This is a genomic window from Ruminococcus champanellensis 18P13 = JCM 17042 (assembly GCF_000210095.1).
GTDB lineage: Bacteria > Bacillota > Clostridia > Oscillospirales > Ruminococcaceae > Ruminococcus_F > Ruminococcus_F champanellensis.
In genome coordinates, this window is the sequence record NC_021039.1 from 26,083 (window position 1) to 49,720 (window position 23,638).

At 54.5% G+C, this 23,638-nt stretch carries 20 protein-coding genes; 18 read left to right on the plus strand and 2 right to left on the minus strand.

The window, feature by feature from the left end:
* Positions 1 to 26 precede the first annotated feature (26 nt).
* The 5 genes from RUM_RS00110 to RUM_RS00130 all read left to right on the plus strand — a co-directional run bounded on the left by RUM_RS00110 (position 27) and on the right by RUM_RS00130 (position 10,223).
* On the plus strand, positions 27 to 2,201 hold the full coding sequence (locus tag RUM_RS00110; RefSeq protein WP_015557214.1) for a clostripain-related cysteine peptidase: 2,175 nt from the start codon (positions 27 to 29) through the stop codon (positions 2,199 to 2,201).
* Between the two features lie 299 nt (positions 2,202 to 2,500).
* The gene (locus RUM_RS00115) at positions 2,501 to 2,773 is read left to right on the plus strand and encodes a DUF6514 family protein (RefSeq protein WP_015557215.1); all 273 of its coding nucleotides are present in this window, start codon (positions 2,501 to 2,503) and stop codon (positions 2,771 to 2,773) included.
* A gap of 577 nt (positions 2,774 to 3,350) precedes the next feature.
* Positions 3,351 to 7,442 (plus strand): lectin like domain-containing protein, encoded by a 4,092-nt coding sequence (locus RUM_RS00120; RefSeq protein ID WP_015557216.1) that lies wholly within the window; start codon positions 3,351 to 3,353, stop codon positions 7,440 to 7,442.
* Between the two features lie 190 nt (positions 7,443 to 7,632).
* Positions 7,633 to 8,886 (plus strand): serine hydroxymethyltransferase, encoded by a 1,254-nt coding sequence (glyA, locus tag RUM_RS00125; protein ID WP_015557217.1) that lies wholly within the window; start codon positions 7,633 to 7,635, stop codon positions 8,884 to 8,886.
* A 74-nt stretch (positions 8,887 to 8,960) separates the two neighbouring features.
* The gene (locus RUM_RS00130) at positions 8,961 to 10,223 is read left to right on the plus strand and encodes a replication-associated recombination protein A (RefSeq protein ID WP_015557218.1); all 1,263 of its coding nucleotides are present in this window, start codon (positions 8,961 to 8,963) and stop codon (positions 10,221 to 10,223) included.
* Here the strand turns inward: RUM_RS00130 and RUM_RS00135 are convergent.
* Together RUM_RS00135 and RUM_RS00140 are read right to left on the minus strand one after the other, a co-directional pair.
* Positions 10,207 to 11,142 (minus strand): S1 RNA-binding domain-containing protein, encoded by a 936-nt coding sequence (locus RUM_RS00135; protein WP_015557219.1) that lies wholly within the window; start codon positions 11,140 to 11,142, stop codon positions 10,207 to 10,209. The two genes, RUM_RS00130 and RUM_RS00135, sit on opposite strands and share 17 nt — an antisense overlap.
* Positions 11,143 to 11,213: 71 nt before the next feature.
* On the minus strand, positions 11,214 to 11,576 hold the full coding sequence (locus tag RUM_RS00140; RefSeq protein ID WP_015557220.1) for a hypothetical protein: 363 nt from the start codon (positions 11,574 to 11,576) through the stop codon (positions 11,214 to 11,216).
* Between the two features lie 198 nt (positions 11,577 to 11,774).
* On the opposite strand from RUM_RS00140, the gene RUM_RS00145 reads away from it, so the two are divergent.
* From RUM_RS00145 to RUM_RS00205, 13 genes are all read left to right on the plus strand, one after another.
* Positions 11,775 to 11,975 (plus strand): DUF951 domain-containing protein, encoded by a 201-nt coding sequence (locus tag RUM_RS00145; protein ID WP_015557222.1) that lies wholly within the window; start codon positions 11,775 to 11,777, stop codon positions 11,973 to 11,975.
* Positions 11,976 to 12,014: 39 nt separating this feature from the next.
* Positions 12,015 to 13,100: a peptide chain release factor 1 gene (gene prfA / locus RUM_RS00150; RefSeq protein WP_015557223.1), complete on the plus strand. Its 1,086-nt coding sequence runs from the start codon at positions 12,015 to 12,017 to the stop codon at positions 13,098 to 13,100.
* Positions 13,101 to 13,120: 20 nt separating this feature from the next.
* Entirely contained in the window at positions 13,121 to 14,146 is a 1,026-nt protein-coding gene (locus RUM_RS00155) for an L-threonylcarbamoyladenylate synthase (protein WP_015557224.1), read from the plus strand.
* A gap of 37 nt (positions 14,147 to 14,183) precedes the next feature.
* Complete coding sequence (coaE, locus tag RUM_RS00160) at positions 14,184 to 14,825, plus strand: dephospho-CoA kinase (RefSeq protein ID WP_049775479.1); 642 nt, start codon at positions 14,184 to 14,186, stop codon at positions 14,823 to 14,825.
* A gap of 39 nt (positions 14,826 to 14,864) precedes the next feature.
* Positions 14,865 to 16,292 carry an aminopeptidase gene (locus tag RUM_RS00165; protein WP_015557225.1) on the plus strand — a complete coding sequence of 476 codons (1,428 nt, stop codon included), beginning with the start codon at positions 14,865 to 14,867 and terminating at the stop codon, positions 16,290 to 16,292.
* Between the two features lie 131 nt (positions 16,293 to 16,423).
* Positions 16,424 to 17,275, plus strand: a complete 852-nt coding sequence (locus tag RUM_RS00170; protein WP_015557226.1) for a sigma-E processing peptidase SpoIIGA — start codon at positions 16,424 to 16,426, stop codon at positions 17,273 to 17,275.
* Positions 17,276 to 17,313: 38 nt separating this feature from the next.
* Complete coding sequence (sigE, locus tag RUM_RS00175) at positions 17,314 to 18,012, plus strand: RNA polymerase sporulation sigma factor SigE (protein WP_015557227.1); 699 nt, start codon at positions 17,314 to 17,316, stop codon at positions 18,010 to 18,012.
* A gap of 86 nt (positions 18,013 to 18,098) precedes the next feature.
* On the plus strand, positions 18,099 to 18,878 hold the full coding sequence (locus RUM_RS00180) for a type III pantothenate kinase (RefSeq protein WP_015557228.1): 780 nt from the start codon (positions 18,099 to 18,101) through the stop codon (positions 18,876 to 18,878).
* Between the two features lie 45 nt (positions 18,879 to 18,923).
* Positions 18,924 to 19,541 carry an ECF transporter S component gene (locus RUM_RS00185; protein WP_015557229.1) on the plus strand — a complete coding sequence of 206 codons (618 nt, stop codon included), beginning with the start codon at positions 18,924 to 18,926 and terminating at the stop codon, positions 19,539 to 19,541.
* A 392-nt stretch (positions 19,542 to 19,933) separates the two neighbouring features.
* Complete coding sequence (locus tag RUM_RS00190) at positions 19,934 to 20,743, plus strand: ABC transporter ATP-binding protein (protein WP_015557230.1); 810 nt, start codon at positions 19,934 to 19,936, stop codon at positions 20,741 to 20,743.
* 27 nt (positions 20,744 to 20,770) lie between these two features.
* A complete protein-coding gene (locus RUM_RS00195) occupies positions 20,771 to 21,580 on the plus strand; it encodes an ABC transporter permease (RefSeq protein WP_015557231.1) in 810 nt (269 codons plus the stop codon).
* A 13-nt stretch (positions 21,581 to 21,593) separates the two neighbouring features.
* The gene (locus RUM_RS00200) at positions 21,594 to 22,397 is read left to right on the plus strand and encodes an ABC transporter permease (protein ID WP_015557232.1); all 804 of its coding nucleotides are present in this window, start codon (positions 21,594 to 21,596) and stop codon (positions 22,395 to 22,397) included.
* A gap of 45 nt (positions 22,398 to 22,442) precedes the next feature.
* Positions 22,443 to 23,567, plus strand: a complete 1,125-nt coding sequence (locus RUM_RS00205) for an ABC transporter substrate-binding protein (protein ID WP_015557233.1) — start codon at positions 22,443 to 22,445, stop codon at positions 23,565 to 23,567.
* The last annotated feature ends 71 nt before the right edge of the window (positions 23,568 to 23,638 follow it).

The window sequence follows — 23,638 nt, forward strand, 5'->3', positions numbered from 1 at the left end:
ACGCCACGCCATAAAGGGGGATTTGTATGAACTACAAACGTATTGCTGCGCTGCTGCTTGCGGGGAGCATGCTGCTGAGCGCAGGGGGATGTCTGGATCTGGAGGAGGAAAGCTCCGGAGGCGGCCGGAATGAATCCGTCCCCCAGACTACCGTAAATCGGAATACTCCGACTGTCACGCCCACCAGGGAGACCGGTACCCGGCTTGTTGCCGGACAGGACGGTGCGCTGACCATTCAGCGCAGTCGGCGGGAGAACGCTGTGCCCATGGGGGCGGATGGCACCTGGACAATCTTTGTATATATGTGCGGCAGCGATCTGGAAACTGTGGACAGCTCCGGCACGGAGGATATGGAGGAAATGCTGCAGGCATCCACCGGTGACCGGGTGCGTTTTGTGGTGCAGACCGGAGGCGCTGAGGAATGGACAGCCGGTAAGGTGGATCCGGACAAACTGGATCGGTTTGTGATCCAGGACGGAAATATGGAAAAGGTGGACAGTCAGCCGGGTGCCAGCATGGGAGACGGCAGTACCCTTGCCAATTTCCTTGCCTGGGGGACGGCGAGCTATCCGGCGGCGAATATGGGACTGGTGCTGTGGAATCACGGCAGCGGCAGTATCTGCGGCGTGTGCTTTGACGAGCTGTATGAGGACGACAGCCTGTCCCTGGAGGAGGTGGGCAGTGCCCTGGAAAGCGTGTATCCCAATATGACGGATTCTTTTCGGTTCATCGGCTTCGATGCCTGCCTGATGGCAACGGTGGAAACGGCCAATCTGCTGGTGCCCCATGCGGATTATATGTATGCTTCGGAGGATACGGAGCCGGGCTACGGCTGGGATTATACCGCCATCGGGGCGTATCTGGGCAGTCACCCGGATGCCGACGGAGCAGCGCTGGGAAAGCTGATCTGCGACAGCTATTATGATGCCTGTGTAGACTGTGAAAGCGAGGAGGAGGCAACCTTCTCCTGTACGGATCTGAGCCGGTTGGACACATTCATGCAAAGCTGGAATGAAGCTGCCCGGCAGATGTACGATCTGACGGAGCAGCCGGAACGATTGGCGGAACTGGTGCGTGGGATTACCACGGCTTTGAACTTCGGCGGCAATAATAAGGCGGAGGGCTACACCAATATGGTGGACGCAGGATGCATACTAAAAAACAGCAAGTCCCTGCTGCCAGGTGCAGCGGATGCACTGGCAGCCCTGGAGGAATGTGTGATCTACCAGCGGAACGGAGAGCGCCGACAGGACGCTTCCGGGCTTGCTACTTATTACCCCCTGTGCATCCAGGGCTCTGAGGAACTGTCCGTATTCCGCAATGTGTGCATCAGCCCCTGGTATCTGTCCTTTGTGGATAAGATCGCTTATGGTGCGGATCATGAGGGCATGCTGGACGGGTACCAGAAGGATCTGTGGCTGGGGGAGGATTCCCTGTTCTGGAGCCAGGATGCCCTGGAGTCAGCAGCATGGAGCTGGGATTACTGGAACCGGGAGCAGGGCACATCCATCGGCTTGTCCGGGGAGGATGGGGAGATCTCTGTGCAGTATGAGGTTGCGCCTTATATGGATGAGGACGGGAACTATGTGTTCCAGCTGTCGGAGGAGACCTTGTGGGAAACGGATTCGGTTTACAACTGCCTGTACATGATCCTGGATGACGGACGGATTCTGGATTTCGGCGCAGATGATGATGTATATGTGGACTGGGACACCGGAGAAGTGTATGACGGCTTTGACGGCTACTGGTTTGCGCTGCCGGATGGTCAGCCTTTGGCAGCGTATCTTGCAGAAGCTGACTACGACTACAACATTTACACGGCACCCATTACTCTGAACGGGGTGGACACCAACCTGCGGATACGGCAGGATTATGGGGCGGATTCCTGCACCACCAGCATTCTGGGCGTGTGGGATGGTATTGACGCAGAAAGCGGACAGGCGGCACGGACCATTCGTCCGCTGAAGAAGGGGGATCAGATCGTGCCCCGGTACACCGCATACGATACGGACACCTGGGAGGAAAGCACCTTTGTGGGTTCCGATTATGTGTATGACGGAGATCCGGCTCTGGAGGAATACATTCTGCCGGATGGGGACTACTACTACGGCTTCTGCATCAATGATATCTACGGCGGCGAGACCTATACGGACTATGTGGTTTACAACGTGGAGGGCGAAGAGGTATACTACTACGAGTAACTTGACGGCGTTCGACAAAATATGAAGAAATTAGGAGACTTTCGACAAGTCTCCTTTTCTTTTCGTTTCCAATTTTGTCGAATAAAGTCGAAACTTGCGGAAACGGTGCAGACGACGCATGCTATACTAAGGACAGCAAAAGGGAAGCGCCCGCTGTATGCTCACCATTCCGTCTGTGGGCGCTTCCGGATCCCGGCTTTTCGTCCGGCCAGCGAAAGCCACAAGAAGCGTCTGATATAGTCGGACATACCGCCCCGGTGCGCTGCATGACAGACGCACCATGAAGAAAGGAGTTTTATATGTATACTGTAATTTGTACATCCGTTCTGGAGACCCGCACTGCGCCGGATCAGAGCCTTACCTATGAAGTAGTGGTGCATCCGGTGTGTGTGGAGTCGCATTGCGCCCTGTCCTATGGGATTCGTATTTATAATGATACCCGGTTTGCGGAACAGATGGATCTTACCCTGTCCAAGCGTGAAATCCTGGAGTTCCTAAATCTGCTTGCCCGGAACACTGCGCAGCCGGAGGAACTGCATGACCTGGCAGAGGATTTTCTGGCATCCTTGTAGGGTGGAGCTTACAACTCTTGCCAATATTTATTACAAAAAATTGTCGAATTCTATCGAAAGCAGTCGCAGCTGAAAAGGATGCGGCTGCTTTCTGTGTTAGGTTGTGTGGACACTAAGCCTAACAACGCATCTTTTCGGCAAAATTTCATGCATCCTGCGTTAAGGCAATACCGCACAAAGGCCGCCTGTCGGCTTTGCACAGCATCTGTGTGGAATCATTCGTTATACTGCACATGAATCTCGTATAATATGCCAATATCTCTGTGAAGTCTGACGAAAAAAGCTGGCACATGTCCTGTACAAGTTTTGAGTGATGCCGCCCTATTTTTTTTCGTCACATCACACAGAAACTCTACGCAATATGCGTAGATCCTCGCACTGTTTCTATGCAAATCTGCCGAAAGTTTCTTGGCATACCAGCCGTATGAGCCTTGTCTTTGTGTGGTACAAGTCCTTTCTCTCTGTGGCATTGCCTTTACATTTAAATCGTTTTATGATATACTATAAGCAGCATTCACCCGTTCTATTTTATCATCCATATGATGTACAATCTACGACCAAACAGGAGGAGGAACTCATGAGGAAAAATCCAAAGCTGTACAGCCGCACGCTGAGCGCATGCATTGCGCTGCTGATGACGGCATCCTGTATGCCCTGGTCAACTGTGGTTTCTGCGGTGGATCTGCTCAGGCAGAATGCCGGAAAGGAGCAGGAGCTGACCTTCGTAGCGTCTCCCATGCAGGCGCAGAAAGCGGCAAAGGAACAGGCAGACGGGGAGGTAACGGAGGCAGTATCCATTACGCCTTATCATGCGGCACTGCTTGCGGAGCCGGATTATGAACAGATCCTGGGGGAGAATTATCAATTCCCGGAAAGCTATGACCTGCGGGATTACGGGCTTGTGACCCCGGTGCGGAATCAGGGTGGCTATGGAACCTGCTGGGCGCACGGCATTCTTGGCTCCGTGGAAACCGGACTGATCGAACAGGACGACCAGATTGATCTGTCCGAGTGGCACCTTGCGTATTTTACATACTGGGGGGATGATACCTATGGTCAGTTTGATATGGAATCAGACATTTTTGATCAGGGAGGATGGTCCATTACCGGGTTGAATGCGTTGACCAGATGGTTCGGACCGGTGCACGAGGAAACCCTGCCCTATGAGGATGACGAGATCCGATCCTTCAGTGATGAGGAGAAGCTGGCACTCCGGGCACAGGCTGCATACCATGTGCAGGATGCATACATCAACAACAGTTATCTGGACTATCACAGTGGCAAGGTGACCCGTTCCAATGAGAATCTGAAGGCAATGCTTATGAATGGGCACAGCGTTTCTTTCACATTCAATACCAGTGACTATTACTACAATGCGGAAACAGAGGCGTATTACACGCCTTACTATACCTGGGGCAACCACATTGTCCTTCTGGTCGGCTGGGATGACAACTACCCCAAGGAGAATTTCTCTGAACATGCACAGCCGGAAAACGATGGTGCATGGCTTATCAAGAATAGCTGGGGCACGGGCGGCGCAGAGGATGGCTATATCTGGGTCTCCTATGAGGATCAGTCTGCCAACGACTATGTGGTAGCCATTGCAGAGGCAAGCGACAACTATGAAAGCCAGCAGTCCCATGACACTTTTGGCTGGTTGGCATCCATTGCACCAGGCAATGTGCCCACCAAGTCCTCCTATTTGTCCACGGTTCTGACGGCGGAGGCGGATACAGAGGTTTGTGCGGCTGCCTTCTACACCACCGACAACGGTACGGAGTATGAGATCACGGTGTATACGGATCTGCAGGATCCCACGGATCCCACCTCCGGTACAGCAAGCACTGTAACCAGCGGCTCTGAGCTGTACTGCGGCTATCATACCATTGATCTGGCGCAGGCGGTTCCGGTTGCCCAGGGAGAACAGTATGCCATTGTGGTGAAGCTCACCAACCCGGTGAACCCTTATCCGATTGCCACAGAGGCTCTGATCACTGCCCAGGACGGTACCGGGGAGACCAGTGAGATGACCCCCATTGTAGAGGGACGGCTGGAAGCCAACACGGATTACGGCGAGACCTTTATCAGCACGGACGGAAAGACCTGGACGGATGCTTATATGCAGCAGTTCGATTACACCTCCTACTATCAGAACGATGAGGAGGCGCTTGACATGATCAAGGGTGCAGAGGACGATGAAACTGCATCGGGCGATGACTCCAAGGTTCTGGTGACTCTGGGCAATGTGTGCCTGAAGGCGTTCACCAATTCTGAAAATCATGTTTCCTTTTCTCAACCAGAGGGGCCTGTGCCCTTTGGCACAGAGCTGACTCTGACCAGCAATTCCGCTGAGGAGATCTGGTACCAGATCGACGATGGGAAGGAGCAGCTTTATACCGCGCCCATTGTCATTGACCATGCTATGTCTGTCACTGCGTGGGGCGTTACCGGAGAGAAGGCAGGCGGCCGTCTCACCAAGGAGTATACCCAGAAAACCGCAAGCCTGACCGGTGTTACCCTGTATGGCGGCGGCACGCAGCAGCGCTGCACCTTGGATCCGGAAGAAGTAATACAAGTGCCCCAATATGTGGACGCTGTTAAGCTGAGTGCAGGCACCCTGTATCAGTACGAGGTGAATGGCAAGACCTATCACGCAGGGGAGCAGAGCGATGCCATTGCCCTTGGCTATGGCGATCAGACCATTGAGATCACAGCAAGCGGAGAAGGGGTGCTGCCCAAAACTTATACGCTGGAGATCTATCGTCCCTATGTAACACTGGATTACCGGGCAGAGATTCTGTATTTCAATGCGGAGGAATGCACAATCACTGACGAAAACGGCAATGTGCTGGAGTCTAACTGCGATGTAGCTGATCTGATGGGGCAGACCTTGACGGGTCAGTATGGTGAGGAGACCTGGGAGGAGTATATTCCCCAGCGTCCCCAGATGAATCTGAATTTGTCTGTGATGGATTATGCACGGCAACTGCTGGGACCGGTGGATATGGACTGGTACTACACCTACAGTGATTGGCTGATGCTGGCCCATAGCGAGGATTTCTCCGATGAGCAGCTTGCCAGAAACTTTGGCACGGAATTGATAGAGGAGGGCGTTTGCGCATTTCTTTGTGAGCCGGGGGAGACCTATTACTTCCGGATTGCCGCAACAGATTCCGACTTTGCAAGCGAGAGTTATTCGGTGACCGTGCCTGCAAGACCGGCTGCTCCCACCAAGAAGCTGACGGTGGAGTCAACGGACACTACCCTGCAGGTAAGCGGTGTGTCTGGTGCGGAATACTGCATTGTGGAGAAGGAACTTGCCACAATGGAGGACTTGGAAGAGATGATCTTTATTGTAGCAGAGCTTTCCGGCATTAGTTACGATCAGGCACTGGATATGCTCTATGACCGATACGGAGTGACGAACAAGGAGGAGCTGCTGGATGCTATTAACGAGCCAATGTTTGAGGAGTGGACGGAGGAATCTCTGTTTGAATATCTGATCCCGGGTACAGATTATTACATCGGTGTCCGGTATGCGGCAACGGAGAATGCTTTTGCGTCTGAGTTGGCCTATGAAACCTTCCGGACTACCGGCGAGCGTCCGGCTGTAGTCATTGATTACTTGGCGGAGACCCTGAGATTTGATGAGAAAACCGTACAGGTGTCATATACCTTTGATGCGTATGCTTATTTTGAAAATTTTGAGTATCTGAATGAAAATGGTGAGCTGACATTTAGCGAGAGTGTGGAATTCAACAAGGGAGAGACGTTGCGGTTTTCTGCCGGTTCGACGAGTCTGAGCTACTTTACAGGCAAGTCCTTGAATGTGTCTTTTACGGATGATAGCACTGCGCCCTACACCCTGGAGATTCCGGCACGGCCGGATGCTCCGGCGTATACTCTGAATTATCTGGAGGGACGTACAGAGGAAGTCGTTGGCCCGGATGTGGTACTGTTTGTGGGATTTTATCAGTATGACGAACCGGATGAGCGTACCTTCTACTATGATGATATGGTCACTATGGGTATGCTCGATGAGGATGGCAGATTGCTTCTGGAAAGCTGTGGCAATGGGGAGATCAGCTTCTATACCGTTGGTGCAAGCAACCGGTATTTTGCAAGTGCGCATTCCGAGCCGGTTCTTGTTCCCAGCGCAGAGTGGAATGTGGAGTCGAAGGAGATCATTTATGAGATCGTGGACAACGTACTGAAGATCCGTGCCATGGAGCATGTGGAATATCAGTTGTCTCAGATCGTTTCGGACGCCGGAGAAGAAGCGGTGATTTATGGCTGGACGACAGAGCCGGAGTTTACACTGGAGCCCGGACCACTGTACATCGTATATGCACGGTTACAGGCAACAGAGGAGTGCATTGCATCCGGAACGGTGCAGTTTATGGTGAGCACAGATTTTGAACCCTACTTCCTTGGCAATGTAAACAAGGATTACAAGATCGATGTGGCAGACGCAGTGCTGATCCTACAGGATTGTGCAAACCGCCTGACAGGACAGGATGCAGTGCTGGATGATACGGCGCAGTATTATGCGGATGTCAACAGCGACGGAGAGGTTACGGTAGGCGATGCTGTCAGCGTTCTGCAGTTCCGGGCACAGGATCTGATTAGTCCTGTAACCCAGTGGAGCGATATTCTGGCGGTAGGCTGACTTTGACAGTCTACAATAACATGATAGGGACTCCGGGGGCATCCGCCTTTCCGGAGTCTTTTTTGCGGCAACTTTCTTTTCCGGCGGCATAGAATTGGGGTTGAAATCTGAAAATGAATGTGTTATACTAATTATATGTGGTAAGTTCCAAGGGCAAATGAAAAAACCAGACACAGAAAGGAAGTTTGCAATGTACGAAACCATGATGGACACCATCGGCTTTGTTGAAAAGTATGATGCTGAGGTCGGCGAAGCAATGAACAAGGAGCTGGTTCGCCAGCGCAGAAACCTGGAGCTGATTGCCAGTGAGAACATTGTTTCTCCTGCAGTTATGGCAGCAATGGGCTCGGTTCTGACCAATAAGTATGCAGAGGGCTACTCCGGCAAGCGTTACTACGGCGGCTGCGAGTGCGTGGATATTGTTGAGGATATTGCCATTGAGCGGGCAAAGAAGCTGTTCGGTGCAAAGTTTGCCAATGTACAGGCACATTCCGGCGCACAGGCGAATACCGCAGTGTACTTTGCTCTGCTGAATCCGGGGGATACGGTTCTGGGCATGAACCTGGCGCACGGCGGTCATCTGACCCATGGTTCTCCGGTGAACCTGTCCGGCAAGTACTTCAATTTCATTCCCTACGGTCTGGGCGATGACGAGCGTATCGACTACGACAAGGTAGAGGCACTGGCAAAGGAGCATCAGCCCAAGCTTATCGTAGCAGGCGCAAGCGCATACCCCAGAGTGATCGATTTTGCACGGCTGTCCGAAATTGCCAAGTCCGTCGGCGCATATCTGATGGTGGATATGGCGCACATTGCAGGTCTGGTTGCGGCAAAGCAGCACCCTTCTCCGGTGGGCTATGCGGACGTGGTGACCTCCACCACCCACAAGACCCTGAGAGGACCCCGTGGTGGTCTGATCCTCACCAATGATGAGGAACTGGCAAAGAAGATCAACAAGGCGGTATTCCCCGGTATCCAGGGCGGCCCGCTGATGCATGTGATCGCAGCAAAGGCAGTTTGCTTCGGCGAAGCCCTCAAGCCGGAGTTTACCGAGTATCAGAAGCAAGTGGTTGCCAATGCACAGGCGCTGGCAAACGGTCTGGTAAAGCGGGGCTTCAACCTGGTATCCGGCGGTACGGACAATCACCTGATGCTGGTTGACCTGCGCCCCTTCGATATCACCGGCAAGGAGCTGGAGCATCGCCTGGATGAGGTTTACATCACCGTCAACAAGAATGCCATCCCCAACGATCCCCAGAGTCCCTTCGTGACCAGCGGCGTGCGCATCGGTACTCCGGCAGTGACCAGCCGTGGTCTGGGCGTCACCGAGATGGAGCAGATCGCAGAGTTCATCTACCTGGCTGCCAAGGATTTTGACGCCAATGCGGATGCGATCCGTGCAGGCGTGGGCGAGATCTGCAAGCAGTATCCGTTGTACGAATAATTCCGGGAACGTTCCCAAACAAACAGGGCGAACTGCTGACAGTTCGCCCTTTCTTTTGAAAAGAGGAGAAGCCTATGACCCCCCTTGCTGATAAAATCCGCCCCACCACCCTGGACGAGATCGTGGGACAGCCCCATCTGCTTGCCCCGGGGAAACCCCTGCGCCGCATTCTGGAGCGGGGACAGGTGACGAACATGATTTTTTACGGGCCATCCGGCGTGGGGAAAACCACCCTTGCCCGGATCATTGCCAGCAACAGCAACATGACCCTGTATAAGCTGAACGGCACCTCCGCCTCCGTAGGGGATATCAAGGAGATCATTGCCCAGACCGGCACCCTGGCAGGGTGCAACGGAATCCTGCTGTATCTGGATGAGATCCAGTATCTGAACAAGAAGCAGCAGCAAAGCCTGCTGGAGTACATCGAAAACGGTTCCCTGACCCTGATTGCCTCCACCACGGAGAACCCCTATTTTGCTGTGTTTAACGCCATCATCAGCCGTTCCACTGTATTTGAGTTCAAGCCCGTGACGGCGAAGGAGCTGGAGCCTGCGGTGGAGCGTGCCTTTCGGCTGATGGGACAGGAGCTTGGCGCAGACTGCCAGCCGGAGGATGGGGTGGTGTCCTACATTGCTTCCGGCTGCGGGGGGGATGTGCGCAAGGCGGTGAATACGGTGGAGCTGAGCGTGCTTGCATCCGAAACCCGGGATGGAGTCATGCCTGTGACCCTGGAAACCGTGCAGCAGCTGACCCAGCGGAGTAATATGCGCTATGACCGGGACGGGGATCAGCATTACGATCTGCTGTCTGCTTTGCAGAAATCCATTCGGGGCTCCGATGAGAATGCGGCATTGCATTACACTGCTCGTTTGCTGGAGGTAGGAGATCTGCTGTCCCTGGTGCGCCGGATCCTGGTAATTGCAGCGGAGGATGTGGGGCTTGCTTACCCCCAGGCCATGCCCATTGTAAAAGCCTGCGTGGATGCGGCATTGCAGCTTGGCTTGCCGGAGGCCCGGATCCCCATTGCAGAGGCGGTGATCCTCCTTGCTACCGCTCCCAAATCCAACAGCGCATACCTTGCGATTGACGCTGCGGCAGCGGATTTGCAGCGGGGTACCACCTGCGAGATCCCCCGACAGCTGCAAAACAAGCATTTTGACGGGGCGGATGCAAAAGTCCGGGGGCAGCATTATCTGTATCCCCACGATTACCCCAACCACTGGGTCAAGCAGCAGTACCTGCCGGACGAGCTGAAGGATCGGGTTTATTATCAATTTGGTCAGAACAAGCAGGAACAGGCAGCCCGGGCGTATAAGGAGCTTATACAGAAGAAGTGAACAGGCTTTCCATGGATTTTGTGCTGGCGGCGGAAGCGTACTGCCACCGGTCCATATGGCTGTCCTGGATAAAGTAATGCAGCTCTGCCGGTTCCGGCACGGAGGGTGCAAATACATCCACCAGGATCAGCTTGATCTTCATCCGCTCCGGCAGGATGGACTTTATGTACACGCTTGCATGCTGTCCCACGGTCACGTTGGGCTTCAGCTCTGCAAGTCCTGCCAGATTCGGCGTCAATTCTACAAAAATACCGTAGTTTTCTACGGAGCGCACAATGCCTGCAACAGTTTCTCCGGGCTGGAACTGTGCGGCATTTTCCTCCCATGTACCAAGGAGCTCCTTGTGCGTGAGGAGGATCTTTTTTCCCTCTCTGCCTTTGAAAATCACACGAAGCTGCTGCCCCACCGTGAACCGGTCGGCGGGATGGGAGATCCGGGACACGGAAATGCTGTCAATGGGGATCAGGGACGGGATGCCGCAGCCAATGTCCACAAAGCAGCCGAATGGCTCCAGATGGGTCACGCAGGCGGGGAGGATGTCCCCCGGCCGGCATGCATCCAGGTATTGCGCCTGGCAGCGCTCCTGGGCGATGCGCCGGGACAAAATGGCAAGGGGTGCTCCTGCGGCATCGCAGGTCAGCTCCGTAACCACAAAGCATACCGGCTTGTTCACCCGGGAAATCAGGGCAATGTCCCGGGTGGTGCCCTCCCGGATGCCCACCGCACCCTCCTTCCGTGGAATCACAGCCTGCATGCCGGGCAGTTCCACCCATAGGTTGTGGGAACTGTCGCAAATGGTGACCCGTCCTTCCAGGATGGTGCCCCGTTCCATGGCTTCTGCCAGCCGTGCGGGGGTGCTGACCGCCCGTTTGTTTTCCTCGGTCTGAATCCGGTAGCCTTCAGGTAAAAACTTATTCATTTCAACCTCCCAAAGATTTTTTCTGTGGTTTCACATACTCCAGTCTATGAGAGGACAGGCTGGGTTATGCCTCAGGACAGGGTGCGCACCAGGCTGCCGCCCATGGCAACCAGCAGGCCGGAGATCTGATGGGCGCTGCCGGGGAGACAGGATAGCTGCAAAGTGACGCTTTCCCGGAGAAATGGCTCCGGATCATGCCTGGACGGGAGCGTTTCGGACATGACCTGGGTCACAAATTCATTGCCCATGGCAGTGGTACGGGTGGGTACGATGGAGAATACGCCGGGCAGATGCCGATCCATGCCGGAGCCGGCGATCCGATGGGTGGGGGATGCCAGAATGCGGATCTTGTGTATGCCGGGACATGCAGCCCGGATTCGGCGCAGTGCAGCTTCAGCTGTGTCAATGGAGGAGAAATTGGCGGAAAGTGTCATGAAAAAGGCTCCTTTCGAGGTGAAATACACGGAATCCGTGCGGTTTTTACAAATTCGTGATAAAGATATTGTTGAAAATCACAGCCGAAAAATTCGTTGAAAATATTGCCTTTTTCGTGAAAATGGGGTATAATAAATATTGAGTATGCAGGACGGCAGAGCCCGTTCTGAAGCGTATCCGGATGGAGGTGCAGAAAGATGGATATTCGCCCAAAGGATCAGCTGGTGATGAAAAAGCCCCACCCCTGCGGCGGAAACGTATTTTTCGTGATCCGTTCCGGGATGGATTTCCGGCTGCGCTGCACAACCTGCGGCAGGGAGTTTCTGATCCCCCGATCCAAAATCGAAAGGCACATCCGGCAGGTGATTCGTCCGGAACAGGATCATGCCGCTGAATGAAAGGAGAAGCCCGCTGCTGCGGGCGGCAAGTGAACCCGTATGTTTGAAAAGCTACAGATCATGGAGCAGAAGTTTGAGGAAATCAGCCAGCGGCTCTCGGATCCGGCAGTGACCACGGATATTGCTGTGTACACACAGCTGATGAAGGAATATAAGAACCTGGAACCCATCGTACAGAAATACCGGGCATACAAGCGCAGTGCCCAGTCCATGCAGGAGGCAAGAGAGCTGCTGGACGCCGGGTCGGAGGATCCGGAGCTGCGGGAGATGGCGCAGGCGGAATTTGAAACGGAAAAGGAACAGCTGGCGGAGTATGCAGAACAGCTGAAGATCCTGCTGCTGCCCAAAGATCCCAACGACGACCGGAATGTCATCATCGAGATCCGGGGCGGCGCCGGGGGAGAGGAGGCTGCGTTGTTTGCCAATTCCCTGTATCGGATGTATACCATGTATGCGGAATCCAGAGGCTGGAAGCAGGAGGTGCTCAGTGCCAATCCTACGGAGCTTGGAGGCTTCAAGGAGATCAGCTTTTCCATCACCGGTGAGGGTGCCTATTCCCGGCTCAAGTACGAAAGCGGTGTACACCGGGTGCAGCGTGTGCCGGAAACCGAGTCCCAGGGCCGGATCCATACCTCTACGGTGACGGTGGCGGTGTTGGTGGAGGCGGACGAGGTGGAGCTTGCCATCAATCCTACAGATTTAAAAATTGACGTATTTCGTTCTAGCGGCGCCGGTGGACAGCATATCAATAAAACAGAGTCAGCGGTGCGGATCACCCATTTGCCTACAGGGCTTGTGGTGGAGTGCCAGGATGAGCGGAGTCAGTTTAAAAACAAAGACCGGGCAATGATGATCCTGCGCTCCCGGCTGTACGAGAGAATGCAGCAGGAGCAGCAGGACAAGATCGCTTCCCAGCGCCGGATGCAGGTAGGTACGGGGGATCGCTCCGAGCGGATCCGCACCTACAATTTCCCCCAGGGACGGCTGACGGATCACCGGATCGGGTTGACTATTTACCGGCTGGAGGATGTGATGAACGGCAACCTGGATGAGGTGCTGGACGCACTGGCCACGGCGGATCAGGCTGCCAAGCTTGCCATGCAGCAGGCTGAGGGAGAAGCATAGGAAAGAGAGCATTGCAAAGGATGGAAACAGAACTTTTGACCCCGGATGAAGCCGGCTTACAGAAAGCGGCGGGGCTGATCCGGGAAGGACAGGTCGTGGGCATGCCCACGGAAACAGTATATGGACTTGCGGCGGACGCCACCAACCGGGATGCGGTGGCGAAGGTGTTTGCTGCCAAGGGCAGACCCATGGACAACCCTCTGATCGTCCACATCAGCAGTATGGAGGAACTGGAACAGGCAGTCAGCCGGGTGCCGGAACTGGTGGCATCTTTGGCGGATGCCTTCTGGCCGGGACCCTTGACCATGATCATGCCGAAATCGGAGCTGATTCCCATGGAAACCTCCGGGGGACTGGATACGGTGGGGGTGCGGATGCCCTCCCACCCGGTGGCGCAGGCATTGATCCGCATAGCCGGAGTGCCCATTGCCGCCCCCTCCGCAAACCGATCCGGCTACCCCAGCCCCACCACTGCACAGCATGTGCTGGCGGACATGCAGGGACGGATCCCGGCGATCCTGGACGGTGGTGCGTGTAGCTGCGGATTGGAGTCCACAGTGGTCGCCTTTGACGATGACCGGACAGTGCGGATCCTCCGGCCGGGCTTTGTGACCAAGGAAATGCTGTTGGAGCATGTGCCAAATGTGGTCATTGATCCGGCGATCTTCCGGCAGGTTTCCGCCAGTGAGAAGGTGGCTTCTCCCGGTATGAAGTACAAGCACTATGCGCCCAATGCGGCGGTGACCCTGGTGGAGGGTTCCCCAGAGCTGTTCCGGCAGTTTCTTGCCCTGCAGCAGGCGGACGGGGTGTATGCATTGATTTTTGACGGGGATGCGGAGCAGTTCCCTTATCCCCATATGACCTACGGCGGCACATCGATCGAGCAGGGCCGGCAGTTGTTTGCCCGTCTGCGGGAACTGGATCAGATCGGCGCAAAGACTGTGTATGTGCGGATGCCGCAGAAGGATGGAGTCGGACTGGCAGTGTACAACCGCCTGATCCGGGCAGCAGGATTTGATATCGTGCATCTCTCGCCCCGTATCTGATACGGCGGCAGCATCAAAAAGAAAGGGGGGAATGAGGTTGAACAGTCTGGAAGGCGTGATGGTAGTGGGGCTGACCGGTCAGACCGGGGCAGGGAAAACCACCGTGTGCAAGGTCTTTGAACGCAGCGGCTTCAGCGTGATCAATGCGGATGCCATTGCCCGTCAGGTGATGGAAAAGGGCAGCCGCTGTCTGCAGGAGCTGACGGATTGCTTCCAGGAGGATATTCTGCTTCCCGATGGGGAACTGAACCGGCAGAAGCTCGCCCAGATCGTCTTTACCGACAGCAAAAAGCTTGAGCTGCTCAACAGCATTTCTTACCCTTACATTACGGGCGAAATTTTGAAACAGATCCGCTTATCCTCCATTACCGGACATAAGCTGATCCTGCTGGATGCACCCACCCTGTTTGAGAGCCGGGCGGATGATTTTTGTGAGCTGATCATTTCCGTGGTGGCAAAGGAGTCCAACCGGTTGGAGCGGATCATGCAGCGGGACGGGCTGACGGAGGAACAGGCATACAGCCGGATGCGGGCACAGCATACAGAAAACTTTTTTAAGCAGCATTCCGACTTTATCATCAAGAACAACAAGAATCTGAAGAATCTCAGTGACGTAGCCAAAGAAGTCTCGGATAAAATCTGGGATTATTATCATACTAATTATCATAACGCCAAATAAACCGGAGCCTATTCCGGTGTGCAAAAAGGAGAATGCAATATGTCAAAGGACAAGCAGGAAAAGGGCGGCAAGAATGCCGCAAAGGAACTGAAAAAGGCACTTTTTTATCAGAAGGAGCACGGCTGCAAGCGCATGAGCGAAAGCGAGCTGAAAAAGTGCGATAAGTTCTCGGAAAAGTACAAGGCGTTTCTGGACGCTGCCAAGACGGAGCGTGAGGCAAATGCTTATGCCATTGCTCTGCTGGAAAAGCACGGCTTTACCGAGTATCACACCGGCATGAAGCTGAAGGCAGGGGACAAGATCTACCGGAACAACCGGGACAAGGCAGTGCTGGCTGCTATCATCGGAACAGAGGACATTGCCAAGGGTGTGCGGATCTGTGCAGCCCACATTGACTCCCCCCGGCTGGATCTGAAGCAGGTGCCCCTGTATGAGGATCACGAGCTGGCTCTGTTCAAGACCCATTATTACGGCGGCATCAAGAAATATCAGTGGACTACCATTCCCATGGCGCTGCATGGGGTAATCGTCAAGGCGGACGGCACCAAAATCACTGTGAACATCGGAGAGGATGAGCAGGATCCGGTATTCTGCGTCAGCGATCTGCTGCCCCACCTGGCAACGGAGCAGATGAAGCGGCCTCTGGCGCAGGGCGTCAAGGGGGAGGAGCTGAATCTGCTGGTAGGCTCCCGTCCCTTCCTGGATGGGGAGGAAAGCAGTGCAGTCAAGCTGAATATTCTCCATATTCTGTATGAGAAGTATGGCATCACCGAAGCGGATTTTCTGTCCGCAGAGCTGGAGGCTGTGCCGGTGAGCAAGGCACGGGATGTGGGCTTTGACCGGAGCATGATCGGCTCCTACGGTCATGATGACCGGGTGTGCGCTTATACCGCACTGATGGCAACAGCGGACTGCAAGGATCCCAGGTATACCTCTGTGCTGGTGCTGACGGATAAGGAGGAAACCGGCAGTGACGGCAACACGGGGCTTTGCTCCTCCTATCTGCAATACTTCATTGCAGATCTGGCAGCAGCCTTCGGCCAGGAGGCACGGACGGTGCTGTCCCATTCCCGGTGTCTGTCGGCGGATGTAAACGCAGCCTTTGATCCCACCTTCCCGGATGTGCTGGATCCCCGGAATGCTGCATTCTTAAACTACGGTGTTGTGGTGACCAAGTTCACCGGCGCCCGGGGCAAATCCGGTACATCGGACGCTTCTGCGGAATTTGTGGCTACCATCCGGAATCTGATGGACGAGAACCAGATCATCTGGCAGACCGGAGAGCTTGGCAAGGTGGACATGGGTGGCGGCGGAACCGTTGCGCTGTATATTGCCAACATGGATGTGGACACCATTGATGTGGGGGTTCCGGTCATGTCCATGCACGCACCCATGGAAGTGGTTGCAAAGATCGACGTGTATATGGCGTACAAGGCGTTTCTGGCATTCATCTCCGACAAAACCTAAGGCAATGCCTGCCGTACAAGCTTTGTGCGGTGTTCCCAATCGACCCTTCCTCGGCATGCTGCTTTTGCAGTGTGCCGAATTTTTTTGCCCTGCACCCCAATCGACATGTTTTGCCCGGGACAACGGGTATAATGAAACTGGTGATGGTAATGTACATATATGTGGATGTGCTGCTGATCCTGAATCTGTATGTGAACTACTTTTTGCTCCTGGCAACCGGCAGGCTGATGCACCTGCCCTGTGGGCGGAAGCGGTGTATTGCAGCAGCGGCAGTGGGCAGCCTTTGCGCATTGACCATTTTCCTGCCCCCCATGCACTGGGCGTTGTGTACCCTGCTGCGGTTTGCTATGGGGGTGCCGGTGGTGTGGATCTGCTTCGGGCGGCGCATGCGGCTGCGGGATGTGGTGTGCTTTTTTGTGGTGAGCATGGGGTTCGGAGGGGCGATGCTGGCGGTATCCCTTTGGCGGCGGCCGGTGGGAATGGCGTTCAACAATGCAAGCCTGTACCTGGATTTTTCCCCTGCCTGTCTGCTGATCTGTACGGTGGCGGCATATGCTCTGACCTGCGGCATCCGGTTCCTGGTGGATCGCAGCACAATGACCCAGGGACACTACCGGGTGGTGATTCGATACGGTCCACGGGTCATTGGCATGGAGGCACTGGCGGATTCGGGGAATCTGCTGATGGATCGGTTGTCCGGCAAGCCGGTGATCCTTTGTGGGGGCGCTGAACTGGAACAGCTGGTGCAGTTAGAGGGAAACTTGACGGATCCGGCGGCTTATGCCGCCATGGCAATGCACTGCAAGGGCATGCGGCTGATCCCCTGTGCTACGGTCACGGGCAGTGGCGTAGTGCCGGTGTTTGCACCGGACGAGGTGCTGATCTGTGAGGCGTGCTCCGGTGCGCGCAAGCCGGTGGATGCTTTGATCGGCATCCAGCAGGAGCGGGATGGCGCCATTTTCAATCCGAAATTGCTGATCTGACAGCGCCGGGTGCGCTGATTGATATGGGAGGGAACGGTATGATCGGGAATCTTTACAGGCGACTTGTACAATGGCTGACAGGGCGGGGCGGCGTGTATTATATCAACGGCTCGGATACGCTGCCGCCGCCCCTGAGCAAGGAAGCGGAGGCGGAAGCCTTTGCACGGCTCGGGACGGGGGATGCGGAATCCGCAAGACAGACGCTGATCGTGCATAATCTGCGGCTGGTGGTGTATATAGCAAAAAAATTTGAATCCACCGGCATCGGCATCGAGGATCTGATTTCCATCGGTACCATCGGGCTTATCAAGGCAGTGAACACCTTCTGCCCGGAGAAGAATATCAAGCTGGCGACTTATGCTTCCCGGTGCATCGAAAATGAGATTTTGATGTTTCTGCGAAAAACCTCCCAGTACCGGTCAGAGATCTCCATTGATGAGCCACTGAACATTGACTGGGACGGCAACGAGCTACTGCTGTCGGATGTACTGGGCACGGATGAGGACATTGTGAACCGGGGCATTGAAGCAGAAGCGGAAAAGTCCGTGCTGCGGCAGGCGGTGGATGGTCTGGAACCACGGGAGAAGCGGATCATGCAGATGCGGTTCGGATTGCTGGGAGGACGGGAAAAGACCCAGAAGGAGGTGGCGGACGAGATTGGCATCTCCCAGTCTTACATCTCACGGCTGGAAAAAAAGATCATTCGCCGTCTGAAAACAGAAATGGATCGGGTATAGTGGGATTGTGCGGTATCACCTTGACTTTTGGAGCATTTGTGTGTATACTAAGGGTGGACGAAAATTCAGGAGGGTGAAACCAAGCTATGATACTGACTGTTGATGTAGGGAATACCAATATTGTACTGAGCGTGTACGACCAGGAGCAGCGTTTGTTCACATCCCGTATGGCAACACAAGCTTCCAAAATGGAGGATGAGTATGCTGTGGATATGATGAACCTGTTCCGGCTGTACGGCTGCGAGTCCGCATCCTTCGAGGGTGCGATTCTTTCGACAGTGGTTCCCCAGTTGGTGGGCGTGCTGCGCCGTGCCATTGACCGGGTGTGCAGCTGTCGGGTTTATGTGGTTTCCTCCGGCATCAAAACCGGTCTGAATATCAAGCTGGACAATCCCGGCGTAGTGGGGGCGGATCTGGTCTGCGGTGCGGTAGCTGCCAAGCGGCGCTATCCCATGCCCTGTATCATTTTTGATCTGGGCACTGCCACAACCATTTCTGCGCTGGATGCAAGCGGTGCGTTTCTGGGGGGCTCTATTTTCCCCGGCGTGCAGGTATCTCTGCATGCCCTTTCTACAGCCACTGCACAGCTGCCCCACATTGATCCGGATGCATTCCACGACGTGATCATCGGCACGAATACAATTGATTCGATGCGCTCCGGTGTGATCCTTGGCAATGCTTCCATGATGGACGGTATGATCGAACGGTACCGCAGCGTGCTGGGACAGGAGGCAACCGTGGTTGCCACCGGCGGCATGGCGGAGCTGATTCTGCCCTATTGCAAAACAGAGGGCATCGTACTGGACACGGATCTGCTGTCCGACGGGTTGTATATGCTCTACAAACTGAATTCCAAGTCCGAATAATACGCTGCACCCATACAGATGGGGCGGCAGTAGGAGGAATTTGAAATGGAAGAAACAATCAAGAACTCCGGCGCACAAAAGCTGGACGTAAAGCGGCTCACAGTGCTGGCGATGCTGGCGGCGGTCATCGTGCTGATGGCGTTTACACCCATCGGCTACCTGAAGGTGGGGGCAGTGTCCATCACCTTTATCATGATCCCGGTAGTCATCGGCGCCGTGGTCACAGGTCCCAGGGGAGGCGCTCTGCTGGGTGCTGTGTTCGGCATCACCAGCTTTATTCAGTGCTTCGGTCTGGACACCTTTGGCACAGCCATGATGAGTATCAATCCGGTGTTCACGTTCCTGCTGTGCATGGTGCCCCGTGTGCTGATGGGACTGTTGGCAGGGATGATCTACAAGGGCATGTGCAAAGCCACCAAAAACGGCATTCTGCCCTTTGCGGTTTCATGCCTCAGCGGTGCAGTGCTGAATACGGTCGGGTTCGTTGGTCTGTTTTTGTTGCTGTTTTATAACAGTATTACCGCTTTGCTGGGTACGGATACGGTGGCAGGTGCCATCGGGCTGCTGGTGACCGGCAATGCGCTGATTGAAGCCGGGGTTTGCCTGGTGCTTGGCACAGCCATTGCCAAGGGTCTGGTACATGTTCTGCCTCGGAATAAGTAAGACGTCAGTCGAAAAGCTCCGTTCTGCATGGTTTATGCGGAACGGAGCTTTTTTGTTTTCCGGAAAAAATGAGCGGTTTTTGTGCTCTGGCACACAGCATTTCTTTTGCAGCACAAGAATTATATTGGGCGAAAGCACAGAGAGTAGTAAAGTGCACAATAGAGCCCCATAGATTTTAAGGAAGTTGCATAGAAAATCTAAAATTCTGCGAGTGTGTTGACAGCAGAAACGCCCTTTGCTATAATAAAGCCATAGTAAAAACCAAACAGGAGCAACGGCGCTCAAAGATGAATGCCGCTGCTCCTGTTTTTGTTTTAGGTAGTTCCGCACAAAGCCTGTGGGATACTGCCAACGGCGTGAATGCGCCGATCACCGGAAAGGGAGGATGCGTTATGGCAACGATGGAGCTTGAAAAAACCCTGCCGTCTGCGGAAAACAACGTGGAGATCATGCTGGATCAGGTGGGTATGGTATATCAGAATGCGGACGGAAAGGATGTGACAGCCTTGACCAGCGTATCGCTGGATATCCAGAAGGGAGAATTTGTTTCCCTGCTGGGGCCTTCCGGCTGCGGCAAGACCACCCTGCTGCGGATCATTGCAGATCTGCTGCAGCCTACCTCCGGCACAGTACAAATTGGCGGGGAAACGCCCCGGGCGGCACGGCTCAAGCAGCGGTACGGCATGGTGTTCCAGAGTGCAGTGCTGTATGACTGGCGCACCGTCCGGAAAAACGTCATGCTGCCTCTGGAGATCATGAAGGTGCCCAAGGCAGATCGGATCGAGCGGGCGGATAAGATGCTCAAGCTCGTGGGACTGACGGATTTTGCGGATCATTATCCCCGGCAGCTCAGCGGCGGCATGCAGCAGAGAGTGGGCATTGCAAGAGCCCTGGCGATCCGGCCGGAGATCCTGTTGATGGACGAGCCCTTTTCCGCATTGGATGAATTTACGAGAGAAAAACTCCATGTGGATCTGCTGCGGATCTGGCGGAAAACCAACAAGACCATTATTTTCGTAACCCACAACATTCAGGAATCTGTGTTCCTGTCCGACAGGGTATGCGTACTGTCTCCCCATCCGGGGCGGCTGTCCGCAGTGGTGAATATTGATCTGCCCCGTCCCAGAACCATGGAAATGAAGGAAACACCCGAATTTACCGCCCTGGTGGCAAAGGTCAGAAACAGCTTTGAGGGTGTATAACAAAAACCGATACAGGAAGTGAGGAATATGAAACGGCTCAAGCGATTTTTCCGCTCCGGCACTATGGTGACTCTGGTGTGGGTGCTGGGCATTGCGGCGATCTGGGAAGGCTTTGCGTATTATGTGGCGCAAACCAAGCGGACGCCTTTGAACGTACTGCCTCATCTGTGGCAGATCATCGGTTCCTTTTTCAGCGATAAGATGATCACCGGGCAGATGACCATGATACAGCTGATCGGCAACAGCTGTGCGGAGACCCTGTCCCGGGCGGCGATCGGCTTTCTGATCGGCACCGTGCTGGGGTACCTGCTGGCGCTGCTGATGAATCTGTCGGGGATCGTGGAGAAGATCGCATTCCCGTATCTGATGATCATTCAGATGATCCCGATCCTGGGCATGGCGCCCATCATTCTGGCAATCACGGGGGATATCAACACGTCCCGGATCGTGATCGCTGCGATTCTGACCTTTTATCCGGTTTCCACCAATACCCTGGCAGGGTTCAAGGCGGTGGAAAAGGAGAAGCACGAGTTGATGTACAGCTATGCGGCAAGCAAATTCCAGCACTACATCAAGACCATCATTCCCTCCAGCATCCCGTATTTCTTTACGGGGCTGAAGATCTCCGCACCCATGGCGATTACGGCATCTATTCTGGTGGATACGCTCCAGGGAGGCAACGGTCTTGGCTGTATGCTTTCCCAGTCCCTGAAGGGGGGCATGTCCAGACTGGTGTTCTGGGACATTGTTCTCATCAGTGCAGTGATTGGCATTCTGAGCTTTTATCTGATGGGTCTGCTGGAAAAACTGATTTGTCCGTACAAGCGAAAGAGCTGAGGGGGTGGCAGACATGAAACAATTGAAGCGACTGGCGCACATGGCACCCAATGTGCTTTTGCCCCTGGGAGTGGCAGTGCTGCTGGTGATCCTCTGGCAGACCCAGGTGCTGCATAAGCTGCTAGGGACGGATACCATCACTCTGCCGCTGCCTACTCGGATCGGGGAGATCATTTCCCAGAACACCGCCGCCATCGGGCAGCATGTGGAGATTACCTTAACGGTGGCGTTGGGAGGCTTACTGCTGGGATCCCTGCTGGGCTACGGCATCGCAGTGATCGCAACCATCTTTCCCAAATGGGGTGCGGGGGGATTGACCATCGTCTCCGCCTTCAACGCCATTCCCATTGTGGCATTGGCACCGGTCATCAACAACTGGACCCGGGATTTCAGCAATGACGTCAGCACACGAAGCACCTTTGCCAAGATCCTGGTGGTGACAATTTTCTGTACCGCCTCCATGAGTGTGAATGCCTTCCGGGGGCTGACAGAGCTGAAGCCATTTTCAGAGGATCTGATGAAAACCTATGCAGCAAGGCATACCACCGTGTTTGCAAAGCTGCGGCTGCCAAACAGTGTGCCCTATGTATTTACGGCACTGAAGGTCAGCGTACCTGCCAGCGTCATCGGTGCACTGGTCAGCGAGTATTTCGCAGAGGATACAGTAGGCGTAGGCAGACAGATCCGGGAGAACATTGTGAAGGGACAGTATCCCACCGCATGGGCATACATTGCGGTCGCCTGTCTGATCGGAATCAGCATGTATGCGATTCTGATGCTGGCAGAGCATTTCATTCTGAAGCGCAGGAAGGGTTAACTTCCCGTGTTATACATACCATAAAAAACAGAAAGGAAGATCATTATGAAACACAGGAAAACATCTGCATTCGCTTTGGTTGCTGTACTGGCAATGGTACAGCTGACAGCCTGCGGTACGGCACAAAGCAGTGAGTCCGCACCCGGCAGCGCAGCCACAGGTTCTTCCGCCGCATCTTCCAGTGCAGGCGGCGAGTCCTCCGAGGAGATCATCAAGGCAGCTTCCGCCGCCGGAAAGATCGGCAACTGGGGGCTTGGAAATGAGTATGAGATCCAGGCATTGCTGACAAAGTACGGGCTGCCCACGGATTATATCACCCAGGACTTTACCATGGATCAGTTTGATTCAGACGCTGTGACCCTGGCATCCGCCATGACCTACAACGAGCTGGGACTGGTGGTCAACGGCTATGACGGCGGCTATAACTACGGAGACAGCGTAGCGACGATCGATATGAACGATGAGGGTGTGGCAATGCTGGAGGACAATCTGTTCTGTTCCAAGGCATTTGCCCAGTCCAACCCCAATACGGTGAAGGCATTTGTATCCGCATCCATGAAGGGCTGGTATTACGCCTGCGAGCATCCGGACGAAGCAGCACAGATCGTTTTTGAGGCTGGTTCCTCCGTATCCGCCGATCACCAGGCGTACATGGCAAAGGAAGTGGCAAAGCTGGTTACCACGGATATGAAGGGCAATACAGTATCTGCCGACAAGGTGGGACAGATGCAGGATGAGGCAATGCAGCAGACTCTGGATCTGGCAAAGAAGTATATCATTCTGGAGGATGCCTCCGCCAAGGAAAAGCTCCAGTCTCTGACTCTGGACGATATCCGTTCTACGGATTATCTCACCTACGACAAGGATAAGGACGGAGCAGTGGAGAAATCCGCCGTGTCCGTACAGCTTAAATGGCTGCCTCAGGCACAGTTTATGGGCTACTATGTGGCAAAGGCGAAGGGCTATTATGACGAAGTCGGTCTGGATGTGACCATCGTATCCGGCGGCGGCGATATCTCCGAAACAACTGCTGTTTACAACGGTACTGTGGACTTCGGCGTAACCTGGGTATCCAACCTGATTAACGCTGACGCCGGCGGCATGGATCTGCTGGAGGTGGCGCAGGTTTACCAGCGCTCCGGTCTGGTACTGGTGTACAAAAAGAAGTAACCGGAACTCCGTTTTCTCCTTCACAGACATGCCTTTCTTCGGAAAGGCTGTCTGTACAGCGGAATCAAAGT